Annotated in this window: 21 protein-coding genes; 11 read left to right on the forward strand and 10 right to left on the reverse strand. The window is 73.7% G+C overall.

What is annotated here, in order from left to right; genetic code table 11:
- Positions 1–2: 2 nt before the first annotated feature.
- Positions 3–1058: a hypothetical protein gene (locus tag EV371_RS10445; RefSeq protein WP_349338383.1), complete on the forward strand. Its 1056-nt coding sequence runs from the start codon at positions 3–5 to the stop codon at positions 1056–1058.
- A 36-nt stretch (positions 1059–1094) separates the two neighbouring features.
- Here EV371_RS10445 and EV371_RS10450 read toward each other — a convergent pair whose 3' ends face one another.
- From EV371_RS10450 to EV371_RS10460, 3 genes are all read right to left on the reverse strand, one after another.
- Complete coding sequence (locus EV371_RS10450) at positions 1095–1517, reverse strand: helix-turn-helix domain-containing protein (protein ID WP_130465809.1); 423 nt, start codon at positions 1515–1517, stop codon at positions 1095–1097.
- Positions 1518–1882: 365 nt separating this feature from the next.
- Positions 1883–3028: a class I SAM-dependent methyltransferase gene (locus EV371_RS10455; RefSeq protein ID WP_130461867.1), complete on the reverse strand. Its 1146-nt coding sequence runs from the start codon at positions 3026–3028 to the stop codon at positions 1883–1885.
- Positions 3029–4717, reverse strand: coding sequence for a DEAD/DEAH box helicase (locus tag EV371_RS10460; protein WP_130461868.1), 1689 nt, complete (start codon positions 4715–4717; stop codon positions 3029–3031).
- A 384-nt stretch (positions 4718–5101) separates the two neighbouring features.
- Between EV371_RS10460 and EV371_RS10465 the strand changes: the two genes are divergently transcribed.
- The gene (locus EV371_RS10465; protein ID WP_349338385.1) at positions 5102–5830 is read left to right on the forward strand and encodes a ferritin-like fold-containing protein; all 729 of its coding nucleotides are present in this window, start codon (positions 5102–5104) and stop codon (positions 5828–5830) included.
- 57 nt (positions 5831–5887) lie between these two features.
- On the opposite strand, the gene EV371_RS10470 is transcribed toward EV371_RS10465, so the two are convergent.
- Both EV371_RS10470 and EV371_RS10475 read right to left on the reverse strand, forming a co-directional pair.
- Positions 5888–6115 carry a DUF3107 domain-containing protein gene (locus tag EV371_RS10470; RefSeq protein WP_101368237.1) on the reverse strand — a complete coding sequence of 76 codons (228 nt, stop codon included), beginning with the start codon at positions 6113–6115 and terminating at the stop codon, positions 5888–5890.
- A gap of 66 nt (positions 6116–6181) precedes the next feature.
- Positions 6182–6892: a TetR/AcrR family transcriptional regulator gene (locus EV371_RS10475; RefSeq protein WP_349338386.1), complete on the reverse strand. Its 711-nt coding sequence runs from the start codon at positions 6890–6892 to the stop codon at positions 6182–6184.
- 147 nt (positions 6893–7039) lie between these two features.
- Here EV371_RS10475 and EV371_RS10480 point away from each other — a divergent pair, with 147 nt between their 5' ends.
- The 7 genes from EV371_RS10480 (at position 7040) to EV371_RS10510 (ending at position 15741) form a co-directional block, all read left to right on the forward strand.
- Positions 7040–9964, forward strand: coding sequence for a hypothetical protein (locus EV371_RS10480; RefSeq protein ID WP_130461869.1), 2925 nt, complete (start codon positions 7040–7042; stop codon positions 9962–9964).
- 125 nt (positions 9965–10089) lie between these two features.
- Positions 10090–11055, forward strand: a complete 966-nt coding sequence (locus EV371_RS10485; protein WP_130461870.1) for an alpha/beta fold hydrolase — start codon at positions 10090–10092, stop codon at positions 11053–11055.
- A gap of 328 nt (positions 11056–11383) precedes the next feature.
- Positions 11384–12172 (forward strand): DUF3152 domain-containing protein, encoded by a 789-nt coding sequence (locus EV371_RS10490; RefSeq protein WP_130465811.1) that lies wholly within the window; start codon positions 11384–11386, stop codon positions 12170–12172.
- A gap of 178 nt (positions 12173–12350) precedes the next feature.
- A complete protein-coding gene (gene moeZ / locus EV371_RS10495; RefSeq protein WP_130461871.1) occupies positions 12351–13532 on the forward strand; it encodes an adenylyltransferase/sulfurtransferase MoeZ in 1182 nt (393 codons plus the stop codon).
- 147 nt (positions 13533–13679) lie between these two features.
- Positions 13680–14651 (forward strand): ABC transporter ATP-binding protein, encoded by a 972-nt coding sequence (locus EV371_RS10500; RefSeq protein ID WP_130461872.1) that lies wholly within the window; start codon positions 13680–13682, stop codon positions 14649–14651.
- Complete coding sequence (locus EV371_RS10505) at positions 14648–15499, forward strand: ABC transporter permease (RefSeq protein ID WP_130461873.1); 852 nt, start codon at positions 14648–14650, stop codon at positions 15497–15499. The genes EV371_RS10500 and EV371_RS10505 overlap by 4 nt, the downstream gene beginning before the upstream one ends.
- Positions 15499–15741, forward strand: a complete 243-nt coding sequence (locus EV371_RS10510) for a helix-turn-helix domain-containing protein (RefSeq protein WP_130461874.1) — start codon at positions 15499–15501, stop codon at positions 15739–15741. The genes EV371_RS10505 and EV371_RS10510 overlap by 1 nt, the downstream gene beginning before the upstream one ends.
- An 80-nt stretch (positions 15742–15821) precedes the next feature.
- Here the strand turns inward: EV371_RS10510 and proB are convergent, their stop codons facing one another.
- Entirely contained in the window at positions 15822–17012 is a 1191-nt protein-coding gene (gene proB / locus EV371_RS10515) for a glutamate 5-kinase (RefSeq protein ID WP_130461875.1), read from the reverse strand.
- 71 nt (positions 17013–17083) lie between these two features.
- On the opposite strand from proB, the gene EV371_RS10520 reads away from it, so the two are divergent.
- Complete coding sequence (locus tag EV371_RS10520; RefSeq protein ID WP_130461876.1) at positions 17084–17392, forward strand: MGMT family protein; 309 nt, start codon at positions 17084–17086, stop codon at positions 17390–17392.
- Positions 17393–17456: 64 nt separating this feature from the next.
- Here the strand turns inward: EV371_RS10520 and EV371_RS10525 are convergent, their stop codons facing one another.
- The gene (locus tag EV371_RS10525; protein WP_486484569.1) at positions 17457–18104 is read right to left on the reverse strand and encodes a hypothetical protein; all 648 of its coding nucleotides are present in this window, start codon (positions 18102–18104) and stop codon (positions 17457–17459) included.
- A gap of 130 nt (positions 18105–18234) precedes the next feature.
- Here EV371_RS10525 and EV371_RS10530 point away from each other — a divergent pair, with 130 nt between their 5' ends.
- Entirely contained in the window at positions 18235–19215 is a 981-nt protein-coding gene (locus EV371_RS10530) for a TAXI family TRAP transporter solute-binding subunit (protein ID WP_349338390.1), read from the forward strand.
- Between the two features lie 25 nt (positions 19216–19240).
- Here EV371_RS10530 and EV371_RS10535 read toward each other — a convergent pair whose 3' ends face one another.
- The 3 genes from EV371_RS10535 to EV371_RS33360 all read right to left on the reverse strand — a co-directional run bounded on the left by EV371_RS10535 (position 19241) and on the right by EV371_RS33360 (position 21573).
- Positions 19241–20617 (reverse strand): sensor histidine kinase, encoded by a 1377-nt coding sequence (locus EV371_RS10535; protein WP_130461877.1) that lies wholly within the window; start codon positions 20615–20617, stop codon positions 19241–19243.
- 13 nt (positions 20618–20630) lie between these two features.
- Positions 20631–21287, reverse strand: coding sequence for a response regulator transcription factor (locus tag EV371_RS10540; protein ID WP_130461878.1), 657 nt, complete (start codon positions 21285–21287; stop codon positions 20631–20633).
- Between the two features lie 130 nt (positions 21288–21417).
- The gene (locus tag EV371_RS33360; RefSeq protein ID WP_165436658.1) at positions 21418–21573 is read right to left on the reverse strand and encodes a hypothetical protein; all 156 of its coding nucleotides are present in this window, start codon (positions 21571–21573) and stop codon (positions 21418–21420) included.
- Positions 21574–21591 lie beyond the last annotated feature (18 nt).

The following is a 21591-nucleotide window of genomic DNA, read 5'->3' on the forward strand; positions in this document are numbered from 1 at the left end:
TCGTGACCCGTGACCAGCCGGCAGCGCCGGAGACCGGTCGGACCGATCTGGCGGCGGGCGCTGCCCGCCCGCCGGCCGGCCCTGCCCGGGGTCGCCGGCCGGCCGGCCCCGCCGGTTCCGCCGAGTCGGCGGTGCCGGACCGGGGCACCGTACGCCTCGCGCTCACCGTGGCCGGTCTGGTGCTCGCCCTGCTCGCCGGGTTCGGGCTGGGTCGGGCGAACGGCGGCGCCACTCCGGCGGCCGGCGGTGGCACCCAGCCCTCGGCCGGCGCCACCGACCCGGCCGGCGGCCACGTCCATCCGCCGGGGACGGGGCCGCACGAGCACCCCACCGGAGCGTCCGGCGATCCGGCCGACGCGGGCGGGCTGAGCGTGAGTGTGGCCGGCTACACGCTGGTGCCGACCACCACGACCCTTACCGCGGGCCGGGCCGAGGACTTCCGATTCCAGGTACGCGGCCCGGATCGCCAGCCGGTGACCGGGTTCGCGGTGGTGCACGAGAAGCCACTGCACATGATCGTGGTCCGCCGGGATCTCAGCGGCTACCAGCACCTGCATCCGACGATGGCACCCGACGGCACCTGGAGTCTGCCGCTGACCCTGCCGTCGGCCGGCGTGTGGCGGGTGTACGCCGACTTCGCCGTGCTCGACGGCGGCGGCGGGCAGCTGCCGTTGACCCTCGGGGTGGACCTGGCGGTCGCCGGCGACCACGCCCCGCGACCGCTGCCGGCGGCGGCCCGGGAGGCGACGGTCGCCGGGTTCACCGTCACCTACGAGGGCACTCCGCAGGCCGGTGCCAGCCAGCCGATGTTGTTCCGGGTCTTCGCAGGCGGCAACCCGGTCACCGCCCTGGAGCCCTACCTCGGCGCGTACGGGCACCTGGTGGCGTTGCGCGAGGGCGACCTGGGTTACGTGCACGTCCACCCGGAGCCCGAGCTGGTGGGCGGCGCGGTGAAGTTCTGGCTTGCCGCACCGAGTTCCGGGCGGTACCGGATGTATCTCGACTTCCAGGTGGCCGGCGCGGTGCAGACGGCCGAGTTCACCGTGACGGTTGCCTGAGGCCATGGCGGTTGCCTGAGGCCGGGGCGAGTCGGGTCAGCCGGCGCGCCTTACCTGCCGGTGGGCGAGATAGCGCAGCATGTCGCGGATCAGCTTCTTCTCCTCCGGCGGTACGCCGGGGTCGGCGAGCCGGGTCACGATCACCCGGAGGTCGGCGTCCACGGACGACTCGATCCGGTCCCGCCGGGCCGGGCCGGGCTGCTCGCCGTCGGGCAGGCCGAGTGCCCGGAAGGCCACCCCGACCGGCACGTCCAGGGCGGTGCAGAACCCGCGCACCTTCGCCAGCTCGGGATAGTCCTGCCAGTCCCCGGCGAGCCAGCGGAACAGCGTGGATCGGCCCACACCGGTGTGCGCGGCCACGTCGCTGACGGTCCAGCCGCGTTCGCTCTTGGCATCGTCGATGGCCCGCCGGACGAAGCGGGCGAAGGCCGCCTGCGGCGAGTCCTGTGCGGCACCGATGCTCAGCGGAAAACCCTTTCGCCCGGACTTCGGGTGGTCTTCTGAGAGTAGTCCGGAACCCCGTCGGGGAAACCCGACTGATCGCACCCACCCGCCCGTACCATCGGTCGGCCGGCATCGGACCTGACTATCCGATCATCTGAAGAGTTCCGCCGGTACGGCGGATGAACCGCCGGTAGGCGGCCCGGCCGGGGCGTTGTGTGCCGGCCGACGGGGCGGCGTGTTCCGGCCGACCGGGGCGTTGTGTGCCGATCGACGCGGCGTTCTGTGCCGACCGACGCGGGCGTTGTGTGCCGCGACGGCCCGGTTCCGCAGCCGGCTGACGGTCCGGGTCCGCAGCCGGCCGATTCCGGCGCGACCGCGGGTCAGGGCGGGCCGAGCAGGGTCTGCAACCGAGGGGTGAGCCGCCAGTCGCCGATCAGCCCCCGGTAGTCGGCACGCTGCCGGTCGGTCGGCTCGGCGCCGGTGTGCCGCGCCCGGAGCAGCAGGTTGCGCGGGGTGTGCTGCGAGTCGACGAACTCCACCACCTCGACCCGGTAGCCGTGCAACCGGAGCAGCGCCGCCCGCAGCGCGTCGGTGAGTACGTCGGCGAGGCGCTCCCGCAGGATGCCGTGCCGGACCAGCGGGTCGTACGGGTCGGGGGCTGGGTGTGCCCGCAGTTGCGCGGCGAGGTCGTGGTGGCAGCACGGCGCGGCGAGTATCCAGCGGGCCCCCCAGCGCACCGCCCGGGCCAGTGCCTCGTCTGTGGCGGTGTCGCAGGCGTGCAGCGCCAGCACCAGGTCGGGGGCGGGTTCCACCGTCGCCTCCAGGATGGTGCCGGCGACGAAGCGCACCCGGTCGGCGTAGCCGAGCCGCTCGGCGAGCGCGCTGTTGCGGCGCCGCTGGTCCTCGCGTACGTCCACGCCGACCAGGCGCACGTCGATGCCCCGCCCGGCCAGGTAGCGGTACGCCGCGAAGCTGAGGTAGGCGTTGCCGCAGCCGAGGTCGACCACCCGCAGCGGGCCGGTCAGCTCCTCCGGCAGGGTGGCCGCGAGGGCCCGCAGGAACGCGTCGACCTGCCGTCGCTTGGCCGCGCTGCCGCCGATCGCGGCGAACAGCGGATCACCGGGGTCGAGCAGGTGTTCCCGGGCCCGGTCGTGCGGGGTGGCCGGGGCGCCCGCCCGCTGCGCCTCGACCCGGTGCAGCTGCGCCTCGCCCCGCTTGGTCACCCGCAGTTGCAGGGTGGCGGAGGCGGTCTCGACGTGCCAGTTGCCGAACGGCTCGGCCAGCAGCGCGTCGACGGCCGCGTCCGCCTCCGGGCCGGGCACCACGTTTCGGGTGAACGGGCGGGCGCCGTCGTCGGTGACGATCTGGAGCCGGGCACCGGACTTGAGGGCGACCGGGCGCAGCTCGGCGCGTACCACGGTGGGGAGCTGCCCGCGTCGCCGCCCGGCGGCGACGGCGCGGGTCAACCCGGGATCCAGCAGCAGCGCCCGCACCTGTGCGAGCGCTGCGTCGAGCTGTTGCGGCATCTACTCGCCGGTGGCGGCGTCGCTGGCACCGGTGCCCCGCCGACTGCGGCGGCGCCGACGCCGTGGCTTGGCGGATCCGTCGGCGTCGACCTCCACCGCGGCCGGCGCCCCGCCGGCCTCGGTCGGCTCGGTCCGGGTGGCGGCTGCCTCGGCCGCGTCGGGGGAGCCCTGCGGGCCCCCGACGACCTCGCCCGCCCGGCGCCGGCGACGCTGCCGGCGGCGCGGCTCGTCCCCGCCGGTCACCTCGGCCTCCGGGCCGACCGGATCGGCGGTGCCGGCGCTGCGGCCACCGCCGCCGCGCCGGTTGCGCGACCGGCCCGCGCCGCCGTCGCCGCGACCGGGCCCACGCCGGCCACCGACACCCCGGGACCGACCGCCGAGGTCTTCCTCGACCTCGGCGGAGAGCCCGGCCCGGGTCCGCTCGGCGGACGGCAGGGTGCCGGCGACGTCGGCCGGGATGTCCAGGTCGGTGTAGAGGTGCGGGGAGGTGTGGTACGTCTCCGGCGGCTCCGGCATCTCCAGCCCGAGGGTCTTGTCGATGATCCGCCAGCGGGGCATGTCGTCCCAGTCGACGAAGGTCACCGCGACCCCGGTGGCGCCGGCCCGACCGGTACGGCCGATCCGGTGCGTGTAGGTGTCCTGATCCTCCGGGCAGTCGTAGTTCACCACGTGGGTGACCCCGGTGACGTCCAGCCCCCGGGCCGCCACGTCGGTGGCGACCAGGATGTCGATCTTGCCGGCCCGGAACGCCCGCAGCGCCCGCTCCCGGGCGCCCTGACCCAGGTCACCGTGCACGGCGGCGACCGCGAAGCCGCGGAAGTCGAGATCCTCGGCGACCCGGTCGGCCGCCCGCTTGGTACGCGTGAAGATCATTGTCAGTCCGCGCCCGCGCGCCTGCATGATCCGGGCGACGATCTCGATCTTGTTCATCGAGTGGGTGCGGTAGACCAGTTGCTCCGTCTGCGGCGACGGCCCGGTCTCGGCGGTGTGCCCGGCGTGGATGTTCACCGGGTGCCGGAGGAACCGGCGGGAGAGTGCGACGATCGGCTCCGGCATGGTGGCCGAGAAGAGCATCGTCTGCCGGTCCTCCGGCAGCATCGCCAGAATCTTCTCGACGTCCTCCAGGAAGCCCAGGTCGAGCATCCGGTCCGCCTCGTCCAGGACGAGCGCGTGCACCCGGTCCAGCCGGAGTTGCTTCTGCTTGGCCAGGTCGAGCAGCCGTCCGGGCGTACCGACCAGGATCTCGACGCCCTTGCGCAGCGCCTCGACCTGCGGCTCGTACGCCACGCCGCCGTAGATCGGCAGGACCCGTACCCCCCGGGTCCGGCCCGCCGCGGCGAGATCCTTGGCGACCTGGAGTCCCAGCTCACGGGTGGGTACGACGACAAGCGCCTGCGGCAGCCCGTCGCTGCCCTCGTCCGGCGCGAAGACCCGCTCCAGCAGCGGTACGCCGAAGCCGAGGGTCTTGCCGGTGCCGGTCGGTGCCTGGCCGATCAGGTCGGTGCCGCGCATCGCGATCGGCACGGCGTACTCCTGGATGGCGAAGGCCCGGGTGATGCCCACCGCTTCGAGTGCGGCCACGGTCTCCTGACGGGCGCCGAGTTCGGCGAAGGTGGGTGCCTCGGGTCGGACCGGCGCGTCGGCGGCAAGCGCCTGGCCGGCCATGATGTTTTCGATGTGATCGCTCATGTGGTTGTGGGGGTGCCCTCTCGTGGTGCGCCCCGTTCGTCCGTAGGGCGCGATATCGGTATGGCGCGGGCCACACGGTCGACGGCTGAACGCCGAGTAGAAGACCGGGCCGCACACGCGCGCCGCAGGGCAGATTTCGGAATCGGTTGAGGCCTTCCGGTCCTCTGCCTCCTTCGGCAACTGATCCATGCTACCTGAGCCCGGCATACGGCGTCCTCGGTCCAGGGACGCGGCCGTCGCCCGGGGGTCGGTGATGTGACGTACGTCACGCTTCTGGAGGTGGTTGGTTTCCGACAGGTAGGACGGTCGCCGGAAAACCGGGACGAATCTCCGGTCTCCTGCCGTCGGGACCCCGCCCGGGCGCCCGGACGGTAACCTGCGGGCGTGTCCGCCCTCGCAGAGCCCGCCCCGATCACCTCAGCCGCCCTCGCCGAACCGGTCGGTCCCAGCGTCGCCGAACCCGTCGGCCCGACCGTCCCGGGCGCCGTCGTCGACCTGCTCGGGCTGGTCGCCTACGGGGAGCTGGTGGCCTTCGACCGGATGGCCGCCGACGCCCGGCTGGCCCCTGATCTGGCCCGCCGTGCCGTGCTGAGCGAGATGGCCGCTGTCGAGATCACCAACTATCGGCGGCTCGCCGACCGGTTGACCGAACTCGGCGTGCCGCCCGAGGAGGCGATGGCGCCGTTCGTGCCGGCGCTGCAGTCGTACCACGACTCGACCGAGCCGAAGGACTGGCTGGAGGCACTGACCAAGGCGTACGTCGGGGACGCCGTCGCCGACGACTTCTTCCGGGAGATGGCGGCGTTCCTCGCCGACCCCGACCGGCAACTCGTACTCGACGTGCTGCACGGCTCCCGGTACGAGGAGTTCGCCGGTCAGGAGATCCGGCTCGCCATCCAGGCCGACCCGAAGGTCGCGAACCGGCTCTCGATGTGGGCCCGGCGCCTGGTTGGCGAGGGGCTGTCCCAGGCCGGCCGGACCGCCAGCGAGCGGGTGGCGCTGACCGCCCTGATCGCGACCGGCTTCGACGACCAGTCGGGGGTGCAGGTGCTGTTCAAGCGCCTGACCGCCGCGCACACCGCCCGGATGTCGGCCGTCGGACTGAACAACTGAGCCCGGCCGGCTGCCGATGTCCGCAACTGAGCCCGGCCGGCGGCCGGCGTTCCGGCGTCAGCGGGCGACGAAGCCGACCGCCCGGGGCGACGCCTCGGCGATCTCGACGTAGGCCACCTTGCCGACCGGCACGATGACCCGGCGGCCCTTCTCGTCCGTCAGCGACAGCGTGCCGTCGTTGGTGCTGAGGGCGTCGGTCACGATCTGCTCGATCTCGGCCGGCGTCTGCGCGCTCTCCAGGACCAGCTCGCGCGGCGCGTACTGAACGCCGATCTTGACCTCCACGTGGCCTCCTCGTTCGGGGCGAAAGATCCGCCGTCGGAAAGGCTATCCGATCCGCGCCGGTTGCGTTCAGGCTGACTCACCCTGCGCCGGAAAGCTCGTCTCGCCCCGCGACGGAAAGCTCGCCTCACCCTGCGTGGAAAGGCTCGCCTCGCCCTGCAACGGGAAGCTCGCGATCCCGCGCCAGGACAGCCCGGTGAGCAGCGCCTCGGCCTCGGCCTTCGGCACCTGCCGCCCGCCGGCCAGCCAGAACTGGGCCGCGGTCTCGGCCGCGCCGACGAGCCCGGAGGCGAGCAGTTCTGCCCGGGACCGGCTCACGCCGGTGTCCGAGATGATGGTGTCGGTGATGGCGGCGATGCAGCCCTGCTCCACCCGCTCGACCCGCTCGCGTACGGCCGGATCGTTGCGCAGGTCCGACTCGAAGACCAGCCGGAACGCGCCACTGGCATGGTCGACGAAGTCGAAGTACGCCCGCACGGCACCGCTGACCCGCTCCTTGTTGTCGGTGGTCGCCGCCATCGCCTCCCGGACCTTGGCCACGATCGCGTCGCAGTGCGTGTCCAGCAGCGCCAGATAGAGCTCCAGCTTTCCGGGAAAGTGCTGGTAGAGAACTGGCTTGGAGACGCCGGCCCGCTCGGCGATGTCGTCCATCGCGGCCGAGTGGTATCCCTGGGCGACGAACACTTCCTGGGCTGCCGCCAGCAGTTGCTTACGCCGTGCCGAGCGCGGCAGGCGCGTTGGGCGGCCGGCCGTCTGCGCGCCGTTTCCCACCTGGGTCATGGTCACCTCCGCTTCGCCTCGCACGCTGTCGACCTCATTCCGACCGGAGCAGGGACCGTCACTCGACTGCCGAATTAGCCCGCCGCTGTAACTTATCGGCACTGCCACCACACGGTAGCCTCAGCGGGGGCGACCAAGGAGCGCACGGTGGACGAAACAGGGCAACCCGGAGCCCCCACACCGGGAGAGCACGGTAACGGGGCAGGCCCGCAGGGTGACCCGGCCCGTCCGGTCAACGGCTGGGCGGCCGACACAGGCTGGTCCGACGCCGAGACCGGCGTCGATCCGAACGGGCGGCAGTGGCACCAGACGGTCGAGCCGGCGGTGAGCCGCGGCTGGGGTGACCGCGCGGCCTACGGTCCCCGGCCGCTACCGGCGTCACCCGCCATCCCGATCCGGGAGTTCCGGCAGCCGGTCAACGGCGTGCACCTGGGCGAGGCGCCCGAGCCGGAGCGGGGCTGGAGCGGTGGGCCGGGCCAGCCGTACGAGGCGGAGGGGGCCGACCCGGCCGGCCGGGCGGGCGCCGGGCCAGAGCCGCTGGGTGGCGCCGGCCCGGACCATCCGGCCCAGCAGGGACGGCTCCCGCAGGGCGAGCCGGATCTGTCCGGCAGCGCCCGGCACGCCTTCGGGGAGCCCGGTTACGGTGAGCCGGAACGCGCCGGCACGGGCCTGGCCGGGCAACCGCCGCGCTGGGGGGAGCCCGCGTCACCCGCCTATCCGGGACCCACCTCCGCACCGCCGGTCGCGGTCTCGGGGCCGCCCGGCGCCGCGCCGGTACCCCCGGTGGTGACCTCGGGGCCGCCGGCCGCCGTCTCCGGACCGCCCGCCGTGACCTCCGGGCCGCCGTTCGGACCGCCCGGGCAGGGGGCCGGCGCGGCCACACCCGAGTACGCGGCCACACCCGAGTACGCGGCCACACCCGAGTACGCGGCCACACCCGAGTACGCGGCCACACCCGAGTACCTGGTCGCGGCGGACTTCGAGCGTGGTGGCTTCCGACCGCCGTCCGAGCCCGACCATCCGCCGGTGACCGAGATGACCGCGATGATGCCCGCCGTACCCCGGCAGCCGGACCGTTCCTCGACCCCGCCACCCGGCCCCGAACAGGTCGCCCCGGCGGCACCCGGCTGGCGTCCGGCGGAGGCGGACGAGCGCGGGCCGGCGCCGGTCCATCCAGCCGACGCCCGTGGCCAGGAGCCGGCGAGCTGGTCGTCCGGCTGGGCCCCGCCGTGGGCCCCGGCCGGCGCGCCCGCCGACCAGGAGGGCGCCCGACAGCCGGAGAGCCAGCACGCCGCCGAGGCCGTCGCGCAGGTCGAGCCGGCCCACGAACCGGAGACCCCCGGCGGCCGGGAGCAGCAGCACTGGTCCCCGAGCTGGGCCGACCATCCGGCGCAGCGGGTACCCGAGTCCCCGGCCGGGCCGTTCCCCCGGGAGGGCTCCGCCCTGCCGCCGTCGGTCAACCCGGGGTTCGCGGCGAACCCGGCGGCGGCCCGGAGCTTCCCGCCGGCCTCCGAGGCCGCGACCCGGCGGGCCACCGCGAGCGAGCCCACCGGCTACCCCGGCCCGGCCGGCCCAGGGCCGGATGCGCCGGGCTACCTGCCGGGTCCCGGCGGGCTGACCGGTCCGCTCGGGCCGGAACCGTCCCGCTACCTCTCCGGTCCGGCCGGGCTGGCGCCCTCGGGGCCGGGCCCCGAGCCCTCGGGCCCGCCGTCCAGGTCCGGCCCGGGGGTGGAGTCGGCGGCCCATTCGCCGCCCGGCGCCGCCTCCGGTGCCGAATCGTCCGGCTATCCGTCCGGGCCGGCCGGGCCGCCGCCCGGTGCCGAATCCTCCCGCTATTCGCCGGTCGGGCCGGCATCGGGATATCCGTACCGGCGGGAGGCGCTGGCGTTGCCGACCGGCCCGAGCCATCCCGGTGCGCCGTACCGCTATCCGGAGTCGGCCCCGGCGGAGCCCGCGCCCGCCGCCCGGCCGGCAGACCTCGGTGACGTGTTGCCGCAACGCGTCCCGGCCGAGCCAGACGTACCCACCGTGCCGGAGCCACCCGCCGTGGAGCCGCCCGCCGAAACGCCCGAACTGGCCCGGATCGCCACCCATCTGCGTCGGGAGGACGGAGCGGCACAGCTGCACGAGCGACCGGACGGCTTCGACGTCAACGCGATTCTGGACGCGGTTCGGGGAGTCGCCGGGGTGCGCGACGCCTCGCTGCGTACCACCCCGGCCGGTGCGCACAGCCTGCGCCTGGACCTCGCCGACGGTGCCGATCCCGCCGAGGTGAGCCGGCACGTGGCACGGCTGCTACAGGAACGGATGGGGCTGGCCGCCGCCCCGCAGAACCTGCCCGGCACGCCGGCACCGGCCGCGCCCGGCTTCACCGGCACCGCCGCGCCGCCCAGGCCCGGTGCGGCGCAGCCCCGGCACGGGCCACCGGCCGAGCCGGAGCGCCGGGCCGAGCCCTCGCCCGAGGAGACACGTCGCCGGCACCAGGCACCGGGTCACCGGGGTCGGGCCACGGTCGGCGAGCCACCGACGGCGCAGCCCACCGAGCCGGGCCGGAGCGGTTCACCGGCCAGCGCCGGTACCAGCACCGGCGGCACCTTCTACTCCGGCAGCCCGGTCACCACCACCGAGACCGCGCCGTCCCGGCCGCTCAACCCGGGCGCGCCGCCCGGACCCCGGGTGATCATCGACCACGTGCAGGTCAGCACCTTCGGCCTGGACGCCACCGTCGAGGTACGGCTCGCCGCCGGGAAACAGCCGGCGGCCGGGCTGGCCACCGGTCCCGCCGTCGACGGGTACGTACTGCGACTCTGTGCCGTCGCGGCGGCCGCCGCCATCGACGAGCTGCTCAACGCCTCCGCCCGGGTCACCGAGCGGGGCCGGTGCTTCGTCGAGCATGCCGCGGTGGTGCCGTTCGGCAGCTGCGAGGTGGCCACCGTGGTGGTGCTGCTGGTCTGCGACGGCTGGGTCGAGCAGCTCGCCGGCTCGGCGCTGGTCTCCGGCGATCCGCGTCAGGCAGTGGTCCGAGCCACCCTGGCGGCGGTCAACCGCCGGCTTGAGGCGTTGCTCACCTGACCCGTCGCCTCGGCGACCGGAGCGGCGGGGCAAACGGCACGAAGCGGGGCGGAGGCGTCCAGAAGTTGTCTCCGTCCCGCACCGCCCCGGCGACGGGGCAGCGGAACGGTAGGCACACTTGACGGATGAAGCGTGCGCTGCTTGCGGCGGACGAGTCGATCGCTCGGGACGAGGTCCCGCCGCCCTGGCCCGGCCGGGACGTACGGATCGACGGCTCGATCACCCACGTCCGCCAGACCCCGGCTACCCGCCCCGACGCCGAGCCCGCGCTCTACGTGCACGGGCTGGGCGGCTCGGCCCAGAACTGGACGGACCTCGCCGGCCTGCTCGCCGACCGGCTCGACGGGCACGCCATCGACCTGCCCGGCTTCGGGCGGAGCGACCCGGCCCGGAAGTACACCATCCCGGCCTTCGCCGACCGGGTCATCCGGTACCTCGAGCACTCCGGCCGGGGACCGGTGCACCTGCTCGGCAACTCGCTCGGCGGGGCGGTCTCGGTACGCGTCGCGGGGCTCCGCCCCGACCTGGTCCGTACGCTCACCCTGGTCGCACCGGCGATGCCGTTCCTCGACCCGCGCCGGTCTCTCCAGGGTCGGGTACTGCCCCTGCTGGCGGTGCCGGGAGCGGAACGGTTCGCGTCGCGCTGGCTGACCCACCTGCCGCCGGAGGAGATCGCCCGGCAGGTGATGGAGGCGTGTGTCGCCGACACCACCCGGATCTGCGACCAACGCCGGTTGGAGGCGGTCGAGGAGATCCGGATCCGGTACACCGCCGCCCACTATCCGGCGGCCTATCTGCGTACGCTGCGCGGCCTGGTCGGCAGTTTCGTCCGGGCGTACCTGCCCGGGTCCGGCTCGCTGTGGCGGATCGCCGGCCTGGTCACCGCGCCGACGCTGGTGATCGGCGGCGGGCAGGACCGGCTGGTCGACGTCCGGGTGGCCGCGCAGGTGGCCCGGGCGATCCCGGACAGCCGGCTGCTGATGCTGGCCGGCGTCGGGCATGTCCCGCAGATGGAGGTGCCCCGGACGGTTGCCCGGGCGGTGCTGGCGCTGCTGGACGAGACCAGTCAGCTGCCGACCGTTTCCCGCTGACCACCGTCGGCCGAGGCCCGGCTGCCCGCCGTCGGTAGTGGGCCCGGCTGACTGCCACCGGTTCGGGGGCCCGGCTGACCGCCACCGGTTCGGGGGCGGCTGACCGCCGTCGGCCGGTCGGGTCCGGTGGGGGCCGCCGTCCGCCGACCCGGGCGGGTGATCCGGGACGCCCGGTGCAACCGACCGGGTGGGCCAGGCGTACTAAAGAAGCGTGTGGAGACGAGAGCCTTACCAACCCCCGGCACCGGGTGCCCCAGCGCCGTCCTCCGGCTCGCCCGGCCGACGCCGGGCCCGGCGGTTCCGAGCCGGCCGGAGGCTGGTGGTGCTCATGGTGGGCCTGGCCGGCGCGGTCGCGGTGGTCGGGATCCTGGTGCCACCCGCCGACCGGTTGACCGGGGACGAGCAGCCGGCCGCCGCCGAGCCGGCCGTAGCGGCGGCGACCCCGGCCGCCGCGACCGTCGCCCCGACACTCACCCCCACCCCCACCCCGAGTCAGCCGGTGACCCCGGCACTGCGGCTCGCCGGCCCGGTGCCGTCGACCGGGCCGGGTAGCTTCATCTACGCCACCGGCCGGGGCGAGGTGCTGGGCCGGGCCGGGACGGTGCGGCGCTATCGGGTGGCGGTGGAGCGCAACATCGACGAGCACCTCACGGAGTTCACCGCGAAGGTGGACGACTCGCTGGCCGACCCGCGCAGTTGGATCGGCAGCGGGCGGCTGCGGTTGCAGCGGGTGCCGGACAAGGCGGGCCACGACTTCACGGTCTACCTGGTCACCGCCGGTACGGCCCGCCGGATGTGCGCGGCGTCCGGGGTCGACATCCGGGTCGGCGGCAAGCCGTACACCTCGTGTCGGGGCAGCGGCCGGGTGATCATCAACCTGGAGCGCTGGATGCGGTCCGTTCCGCACTACGTGGAGGCGAAGGTGCCGCTGGACCGGTACCGGACGTACGTGGTCAACCACGAGGTCGGGCACGAGTTGGGGCATGGGCACGAGCGCTGTCCCCGCGACGGTCGGGCCGCCCCGGTGATGATGCAGCAGACGCTCTTCCTCGACGGTTGCGTGGCCAACCCGTGGCCGTACCTGTCGGGGAAGCGGTACGTCGGCCCCTCGCTGTGACCGGGGCAGAGCGCTCGGCTGATTCCCCGACCGGCAGTCCTATTCCCGCTCCCGGATTTCGGGCAGGTGTTTCAGCTCATGGCCGGTTCGCGCTCCGGCGAGGAACAATGGGCCGGACATGCCACTGTCAATGCGCTCAGCCGCCCGCTGAGCGAGGATCCGAACCGGGGAGTCCACCGTGTCATTGCCCCCGCTCGTCGAGCCCGCCGCCGAGCTGACCGTTGACGAGATCCGCCGCTACTCACGCCACCTGATCATCCCGGACGTCGGGGTCGAGGGGCAGAAGCGGCTGAAGAACGCCCGGGTGCTCTGCGTCGGCGCCGGCGGCCTCGGCTCGCCCGCCCTGTTGTACCTGGCCGCGGCCGGGGTCGGCACGCTGGGCATCATCGATTTCGACACCGTCGACGAGTCGAACCTGCAACGGCAGATCATCCACGGCGTCTCGGACATCGGCCGGTCGAAGGCCGAGTCCGCCGCGTCGAGCATCCGCGAGATCAACCCGCTGGTACGGGTCGAGATCCACGACACCACCCTGGACCGGGACAACGTGCTGGAGATCTTCGGCCAGTACGACCTGATCGTCGACGGTACGGACAACTTCGCCACCCGCTACATGGTCAACGACGCGGCCGTACTGCTCGGCAAGCCGTACGTCTGGGGGTCGATCTACCGGTTCGACGGGCAGGCGTCGGTGTTCTGGGCCGAGCACGGCCCCTGCTACCGCTGCCTCTACCCGGAGCCGCCGCCGCCCGGCATGGTGCCGTCCTGCGCCGAGGGCGGTGTGCTCGGTGTGCTCTGCGCGTCGGTCGGCGCGATCCAGGTGACCGAGGCGATCAAGCTGCTGACCGGGATCGGCGAGCCGCTGGTCGGCCGGCTGACGGTCTACGACGCGCTGGAGATGTCGTACCGGAAGATCAAGGTCCGCAAGGACCCGAACTGCGCGCTCTGCGGGGAGAACCCGACCGTCACCGAGCTGCTGGCCGACTACGAGGACTTCTGCGGTGGGGTGTCGCCGGAGGCCGAGGAGGCGGTGGCCGACTCCACCATCACGGTCCGGGAGCTGAAGGAGTGGCAGGACGCCGGCAAGGACATCTTCCTGGTCGACGTCCGGGAACCGGCGGAGTACGAGATCGTCCGCATCCCCGGCGCGACGCTGATCCCGAAGGGTGACATCCTCTCCGGCGCCGCCCTGGCCACGTTGCCGCAGGACAGGCAGATCGTGCTGCACTGCAAGTCCGGCGTACGGTCCGCCGAGGCGCTGGCTGCGCTGAAGGCCGCCGGGTTCCGGGACGCGGTGCACGTCCGTGGCGGAGTGCTCTCCTGGATCAAGCAGATCGACCCGTCGCTGCCGGCGTACTGATCCGCACCGGGCCCGGCCCGGTCACCCCGACGCGGGGCAGTTCCCTCCGGAACTGCCCCGCGTCGCGTTGCCGACAGCATCCCTGATGCCTCATGTAGTAGATGTACTATCTTCTCGCACAGTTATTGGACGAGGAGGTGTAGATCTATGACCATGGCCGAGACTCCGGGCCGAATCTCCGAGCCCGTCGGGTCGCCGGTCGAGCAGCCCGTGCTGGACGTCCGTGATCTGCGGATGCGCTACGGCAGCACGGACGTGCTGACCGGCGTCACGTTCACCGCCCGGACCGGCGAGGTGCTGGCGCTGCTCGGCCCCAACGGTGCCGGTAAGACGACCACCATCGAGATCCTGGAGGGGTTCCGGATGCGGTCGGCCGGCGAGGTCACCGTGCTCGGGGTGGACCCGGCGCACGGCGACGAGCGGTGGCGGGCCCGGCTGGGCGTGGTGCTCCAGTCCTGGCGCGACCACGCCAAATGGCGGGTGCGCGAGCTGCTCGCCCACCTCGGCTCGTACTACCGGCCCTACTCGACCGACCGGATCCGCCGCCCGTGGGACGTCGACGAGCTGGTCGACGCCGTCGGGCTCAACGCGCACGCCGGCAAGCGGGTCGGCCAGCTCTCCGGCGGGCAGCGGCGGCGGCTGGACGTCGCGATCGGCATCGTCGGCCGCCCCGAGCTGCTCTTCCTCGACGAGCCCACGGCCGGGTTCGACCCGGAGGCCCGGCGCGAGTTCCACGAACTGGTGCACCGGCTCACCGACCTGGAGCAGACCACGATCCTGCTCACCACGCACGACCTTGACGAGGCCGAGAAGCTGGCCGACCGGATCCTGATCCTGGCCGGCGGCTCGATCGTCGCCGACGGCTCGGCTGACCAGCTCTCCCGGCGGATCTCCGCGGAGGCCGAGGTCAAGTGGAGCCGGGACGGGCAGCGGTTCGTGCACGCCACCACCGACGCCACCAGGTTCGTCCGGGAGCTGTTCCAGCAGTACGGCGACGCCGTCGCCGACCTGGAGGTCCGCCGGGCGAGCCTGGAGGACACCTACATGGCGATGGTCCGCGAGGTCGAGTCCGGCCGGAGCCTCGCCACGCTGCGCGAGTTCGAGGAGGCGGGCCGATGAACCCGATGGTGACGGCGCTGCGGGCCGGGCTGCGTCGCGGCGGGATCGAGGTGCGGCAGAGCCTGGTCAGCGTGCAGGACCTGTGGAACTACTTCTTCCCCAACCTGGTGTTCCTGGTCGTCATGTTCTTCATGCGGGACGCCACGGTGCCCGGCACGAGCTTCTCGCTCGGCGGCCGTACGCTGCCCAGTCTGCTCGGCGGCGGGCTGGCGTTCAGCGCGCTGGTGACGATGATGATGACGCTCACCGTGGAGCGCGAGGACGGCACCCTGCTGCGGGCCAAGGCGATCCCTAACGGCATGCTCGGCTATCTGGTCGGCAAGGTGGTGCAGGTCTCCGGGATGGCGCTGATCAGCTCCGTCATCCTGTTGGTCCCCGGAGTGTTCCTGGTGGACGGCGTGCAACTGCGCGGTCCCGGCGCCTGGCTGACCCTGCTCTGGGTACTCGTCCTCGGCCTGGTCGCCTGCCTGCCGCTCGGCGCGGTCCTCGGCTCGCTCTTCGCCAACCCCCGCAACGTCGGGGTCATCATGTTGCCTATGATGGGCCTCGTCGCGACCTCGGGGATCTTCTATCCGATCACCAACTTCCCGGGCTGGTTGCAGTGGATCGGCCAGGCGTTCCCGGTCTACTGGCTGGGCCTGGGCACCCGGTCGGCACTGCTGCCGCCCGAGCTGGCGGCGGTCGAGATCGGTGGGTCCTGGCGGCACCTGGAGACGTTCGGCATGCTCGCCGGCTGGGTCGTGCTGGGTCTGGTGGTGGCGCCGATCGTGTTGCGCCGGATGGCCCGGCGGGAATCCGGTTCGAGCGTCGCCGCTCGGAAGGAGAAGGCGATGCAGAGGATCGCTTGATGAGCGAGGCGATCTACAACCGCATCGCGGTGCTCCGGGCCGAGCGCGGGATCTCACGCCGGGATCTCGCCGACGCGCTCGGGGTGCACTACCAGACGGTCGGTTACCTGGAACGCGGCGAATACAACCCGAGCCTGCACCTGGCACTTCGGATAGCGCGTTACTTCGAGGTCCCGGTGGAGGTGGTCTTCTCCACCGAGCCCTTCCCCCGGATCGGGGCCGCCGAAAGGGCCTCGGCCTGAGGCCACCGGACGGGCTTCGACCCGAGCCGGCGGCCCGGCACCCGCCGGTCGGCCGGCTCGGACCGGCGGCACCGGGTCGCTCAGACCAGCAGCACCAGGTCGTCGCGGTGCACGACCTCGCGCTCGTAGCCGGGGCCGAGGGCGGCGGCGAGTTCCGTGGTGGAGCGGCCCAGCAGGCCGGGCAACTCCACCGCGTCGTAGTTGACAAGTCCCCGGGCGACCGCCGCCCCGGCGTCGTCCACCAGGTCGACCGGATCTCCGGCGGTGAAGGTGCCGTCGACCGCCGTGATCCCGGCGGGCAGCAGGGACTTGCGCCGGGCCACCACCGCCTGCACCGCGCCGGGGTCGAGGTGCAGCCGCCCCCGGGGGGAGGTGGCGTGGGCCAGCCAGAAGAGCCGGGCCGCCGGGCGTTGGCGTACCCGGTGGAAGAGCGTGCCGACCGGCTCGCCGGCCAGGGCCGCGGGTGCCAGCGGCGCGGCGGTCAGCACCACCGGGATACCGAAGCCGGTGGCGATCCGGGCCGCCTCCACCTTGGTGACCATGCCGCCGGTGCCGACCCCGGCCCGGCCTGCCCGGCCGACCGCCACGTCGGCGAGGTCCTGCTCGTCGCGGACCTCCTCGACGCGTACCGTGCCGGGGCGGGCCGGGTCGCCGGTGTAGAGGGCGTCCACGTCGGAGAGGAGTACCAGCAGGTCGGCGTGGACCAGGGCGGCCACCAGGGCGGCCAGCCGATCGTTGTCGCCGAACCGGATCTCGTCGGTGGCCACGGTGTCGTTCTCGTTGACGATCGGCACCGCGCCCAGATCGAGCAGTTTGCGCAGGGTCCGGTAGGCGTTGCGGTAGTGCGCCCGCCGGGTCACGTCGTCAACGGTGAGCAGCACCTGACCGACCCGACGGCCGTGCCGGGCGAAACCGGCGGAGTAGCGGCCGATCAGCAGGCCCTGCCCGACGCTCGCCGCGGCCTGCTGGGTGGCCAGGTCACGGGGACGGGCGGCCAGCCCGAGCGGGGCCAGGCCGGCGGCGATCGCCCCGGACGAGACCAGGACCAGCTCCCGCCGGTCCGCCGGGCCGACCCGCCTGCGGCCCGCCCCGGTCGGTCGGGCGCCGAGCTCGGCCGGTGGGGCGCCGGCAGGTCCGTCGGCCAGCCAGTTGGCGAGTACGTCGGCCAGCGCGTCGACCCGCGCCACGTCCAGGCCGCCGGCCGCGGTGGTCAGCGAGGACGAGCCGACCTTGACCACGATCCGGCGAGCTGTGGTAACTGCTTCCCGCACCCGCCCATTCTGCGGTGCCCGGATCCGCCCGCCCCGCCGGCCCGCCCGGCACTCCCATATCGTGGCAGGTCATGACGCCGGAGGAGTACGTCGAAGAGGTGCTCGCGCTGGTCGAGCGCATCCCACCGGGCCGGGTGATGTCGTACGGCGCGATCGCCGACCACCTGGCCGAGCGGTCCGGCCGGGCGTCGGCCCGACTGGTCGGATCGATCATGGCGCGGCACGGTGCTGCGGTGCCCTGGTACCGGGTGGTCAACTCGGCCGGCCGGCTGCCGCCGGGACACGAGGCCGAGGCCCGGGCCCGGCTGGCCGCCGAGGGTACCCCGCTGCGCGCCGCCGGGGTCGACATGGCGGCGGCCCACTGGCAACCGGCCGACTGACCGGCGCCCCAGCCGCCCAGCCGCCCAGCCGCCGAGCCGGTGCTGCGGTGCTGCGGTGCTGCGGTCAGCCCACCAGGGAGACCGGCTGGGCGCTGCGGCGCAGGATGCGGTCCTTGTCCGGGCCGCCCGGCACGGTCACCAGCAGGCAACCCGAGCGGGGCGCCACCGAGGCCCGGGAGCCGAGCAGTTGGGCGCTGCGCACCAGCACCGCGGCGAGTTCGGTGTCGCAGATGCGTACCCCGAGAATGGTGGTCCGGACGTGTCGGCCGGCGGCGAGCAGCGCGGCGCGCCAGGCGGCGGCGGCCAGCGCCTGTCGGCGGGCGTGCCGGGGCGCGGACGCGCCGACGGCGGCCGGGTCGAGCAGGGCCGTCCGACCCTGCCGCCAGCCCATCGACAGTACGGCCGGCTGCCCGGGCTCGGTGAGGTGCAGCCGGTGCAGTTCGTAGCGGCGGCGGACCCCGGCGGTGATCCGCTCCGGCCGGGCCGGCATGCCGAGCCGGCTCAGCAGTTCGGCCAGCCGGGTGGCGGCCGCCTCCGAGCTGAACTCGGCCACCATGCCGGCCGGCTGCCGCAGCCCGTCCACCCGGATGCACCGGATCAGGCACGCCGCCTCGAAGGCGTCCGCCAGCGACGCTCGGTCCAGCACGCTGATTCCGCCGGACGGCCGTCGGGGCGGCCGCGTCGAGGCGTACGCTGCGGTGCTCCAGACCATCTCTACCGCCCCCCGTCCTCGCGACGACAACTGCTTCCAACGGTGGCCGTTGGCGCGCCGGGGCGGTAGACATCGGTCGAAGGCTTGAGCAAAATTTGCGCTGAGTGTCGATCATCGCCGGGGTGGTGGGGTGGGCGGGGCACGGTGGCCGCGACGTGCCGGCCGGGGACGGCCCGGTCGGCGGCTCGGCGCGCTCGCCGCGACGCTCGCCGTGGTCACGGTGGCGATGCCGGCCACCGTCGCCTGCACCTCGCCGGCGGCCGAGCCGACCAGACTGCGCATCGCGACCGGCAGCGCCACCGCGGTCTACTACGCCGTCGGTCAGTCACTGGCGACCATCCTCAACCGGGAGTTGCCGGACGTGACGGCGAGCGTGGTGGTGACCGCCGCGTCGGCGGAGAACGTCTCGCTGGTCTCCACCGGCCAGGCCGAACTGGGTTTCACCCAGGCCGACATCCTGGCCGCCGAGCCGGGCCGGAGCGCCGGGCTGAGCGCCGTCGCCCGGGTCTACGACGACCTGCTGCACCTGGTCACGCTGAGCCAGGAGCCGATCCGGCAGTTGACGGACCTGCGCGGCAAGCGGGTGGCGATCGGCGCGCCGGGCTCCGGCACCGCGATCACCGCCGAACGCCTGCTCCGGGTCGCCGAGGTCGACGACAAGCTGGCCGAGACGCTCCGGTTCGGCATCGACGACTCGGTCGCGGCGCTGCGGGCCGGCAAGATCGACGCGTTCTTCTTCTCCGGCGGCCTGCCGGTCAAGGCGGTGGCCGACTTCGCCGCGCAGACCCGGGCCCGTTTCGTCGACCTTGGACAGTGGGTCGAGCCGCTGCGCCAGGTCTACCGCGAGGTGTACGTGCAGCGGGACATCCCCGCCTCGGCGTACGGGTCGGCGCCGGTGACCACTGTGGCGGTACCCAACTATCTGGTGGTGGCCACCAGCATGCCGGAGCAGCTCGTCTACGACGTGACCCGGCTGCTGATGCAGCGCCGGGACGAACTCAGCAGCGCCCACCCGGCCGCCGCCCGCCTGAACCCCCAGTCGGCGATCACCACCACCCCGTTGGCGCTGCATCCGGGTGCCGCCCGCTACTACCAGACGCACAAGCCCTGACCGACCCCCGCTGCGCCGGGCCGGGTCACCCCTCGCCGGATCGGAACCAGACGTCGGCGGTGAGCCCGGTCGGCTCGGCGGGTCGCATGGTGAGGCGACCGCCGGAGGCGTCGACGAGTACGGCCACGATGGTCAGGCCGAGCCCCGCCCCGTCGATGTTCTGGGTGTCCGGCGCCCGCCAGAACCGTTCGGTAGAGGACTCCAGTTGGGCACCGGTCATCCCCGGCCCGTCGTCGGTGACCCGGACCACCACCCCGTCGTCGGCGCGGTGCACCGAGACCTCGACCCGGCCGCCGGAATGGCCGAACTTGACGGCGTTGTCGATCAGCGCGTCCAGCACCTGGTCCACGGCGGTACGCACGGCCCGGGCGGGCACCGGGCCGGTGACCGGGACGAGGGTGAGGGTGATGCCCCGGTGGTTGGCCAGCGGCTGCCAGGCGGCGACCCGGGACCGGACCACCGCCGCCGCGTCGACCACCACCATGGTGTGCTCGGCCCGCTCGGCACGGGCCAGGGTGAGCAGCCCGTCGAGTACCTGGGCGAGCCGGTCGGTCTCCTCCAGCGCCAGCCGGTGCTCGTCTCGGCCGTACCCGTCGGTCAGGCTCGGCCCGAGTTCCTCGACCCGCAGCCGCAGCGCGGTCAGCGGGTTGCGAAGCTGGTGGCTGGCGTGCGCGACGAAGGCCCGCTGCCGTTCCAGGGCGTCGGCGACGGCGTCGGCCATCTCGTTGAAGCTGGTGGCGAGTCGGCGCAGTTCGGGCGGACCCTGCTGGGTGGGTACCCGGGCCAGGCCGTCACCGGCCGCGATGTCGTGGGTCACCACGTCGAGTACGGTCACCGGTCGCAGCACCCAGCCGGCCAGCCGGAACGCCGTCATCACCCCGGCGGAGACGGCGAGCAGCCCGACGGCGGCCAGGGCCGCCCACCAGACGGTGACGGTCCGGCGTACCCGTTCGGTGGCGGAGACGGTGATGACGGCACCGATCACCTCGCCACCGTCGTTGACCGGTACGGCCACCACCAGCGGACCGACCTGCCAGGGCCAGAGCACATCCGGGACGGTCATCTGCCGGCCGGCGAGGGCGCCGAAGATCGCCCGATCGGTCAGCTCGGAGTCCATCCGTGGGCTGGCGGAGGCGACCACCTTCCGCCGTTCCCGGTCGACCACCGCGGCGGTGATCCCGTACAGCTCCTGGTAGCGCTGCAACTCGTCGGTGATCGCGCTGACCGCGCCGGTACGCAGCGCGGGACCGGAGAGCGAGGCGAACCGGTTGGCGTCGGCGAGCCGGTCCGCCCTGATCCGTTCGGTCTCCCGGTTGGCGAGGGTGATCGCCAGCGGGGTCTCCAGGGCGAGCAGGACCAGGATCATGAGCAGCGAGTAACTGAAGACCAGGCGGCGGCGCACGTACGGGCTCCGGTCACTCGGCCCGGAGCCGGTAGCCGACACCACGCACGGTCTGCACCAGGTCGGGGTCGCCGAGCTTGCCGCGCAGCGAGCCGACGTGTACCTCCACGGTGTGCCGGGCGGCGCCGGTGGTCGGCCAGACGTCGAGGACGATCCGCTCGTGCGGCACCACCACGCCCGGCTGCCGGGCGAGCGAGACGAGGACGTCGAACTCCTTGCGGGTCAGCGTGACCCCGGCGCCGCCCACCGTGACCAGCCGGGCGGCGGCGTCGATCCAGATCGGACCGATCTCGATGACCTCGGGTCGCGGGCCGCTGGCCCGGGCCCGGCGCAGCACCGCGACGATCCGGGCCTCCAGTTCGGCCATCGAGAACGGCTTCACCACGTAGTCGTCGGCGCCCATCCGCAGCCCGATCACCCGGTCGCGCTCCTCGCCGCGCGCGGTGACCGCGATGATGCCGAGCTGCGCGCTGCGCTGCCGCAGCGCCCGACACACGTCCACCCCGTCGCCGTCGGGCAGGGTGAGGTCGAGCAGCACCAGGTCACAGGGGGCGGCGGCGAGCGCGGCGGCGGCGGTGCCGGCCCGCTCGACGTCGTACCCGCGCCGGGACAGGGCGGCGGCCATCGCACCGGCCACCCGGGTGTCGTCCTCGACCAACAGGATGCGCATGCCGGCCGCTCCTCGTCTGTCGTACCAGCCGCAGCGATCATCCCGCATCGACGCGGCCGAACACAGCGCGGCGGAACGCCGGAACACTCAAGATTGGCTCAAGGACCGGCTTCACGCCGCTACGTGATCGTCACACGAGGGCTCCAAGGTGGTTGCTGTCCGAGGCCAGCACCCCGGTCAACAGACCCAGGTACACCGTGCCGACGCACGGCGTGTACGTCTCGCGGCACTTCTTCGCCAGCCTGTGGGTGTTCGCACCGACCAACACCCCACGCCCGACGACCACCGGAGGCGCCTGGGCGGT

The sequence above is a fragment of the Plantactinospora sp. CNZ321 genome (genome assembly GCF_004217235.1).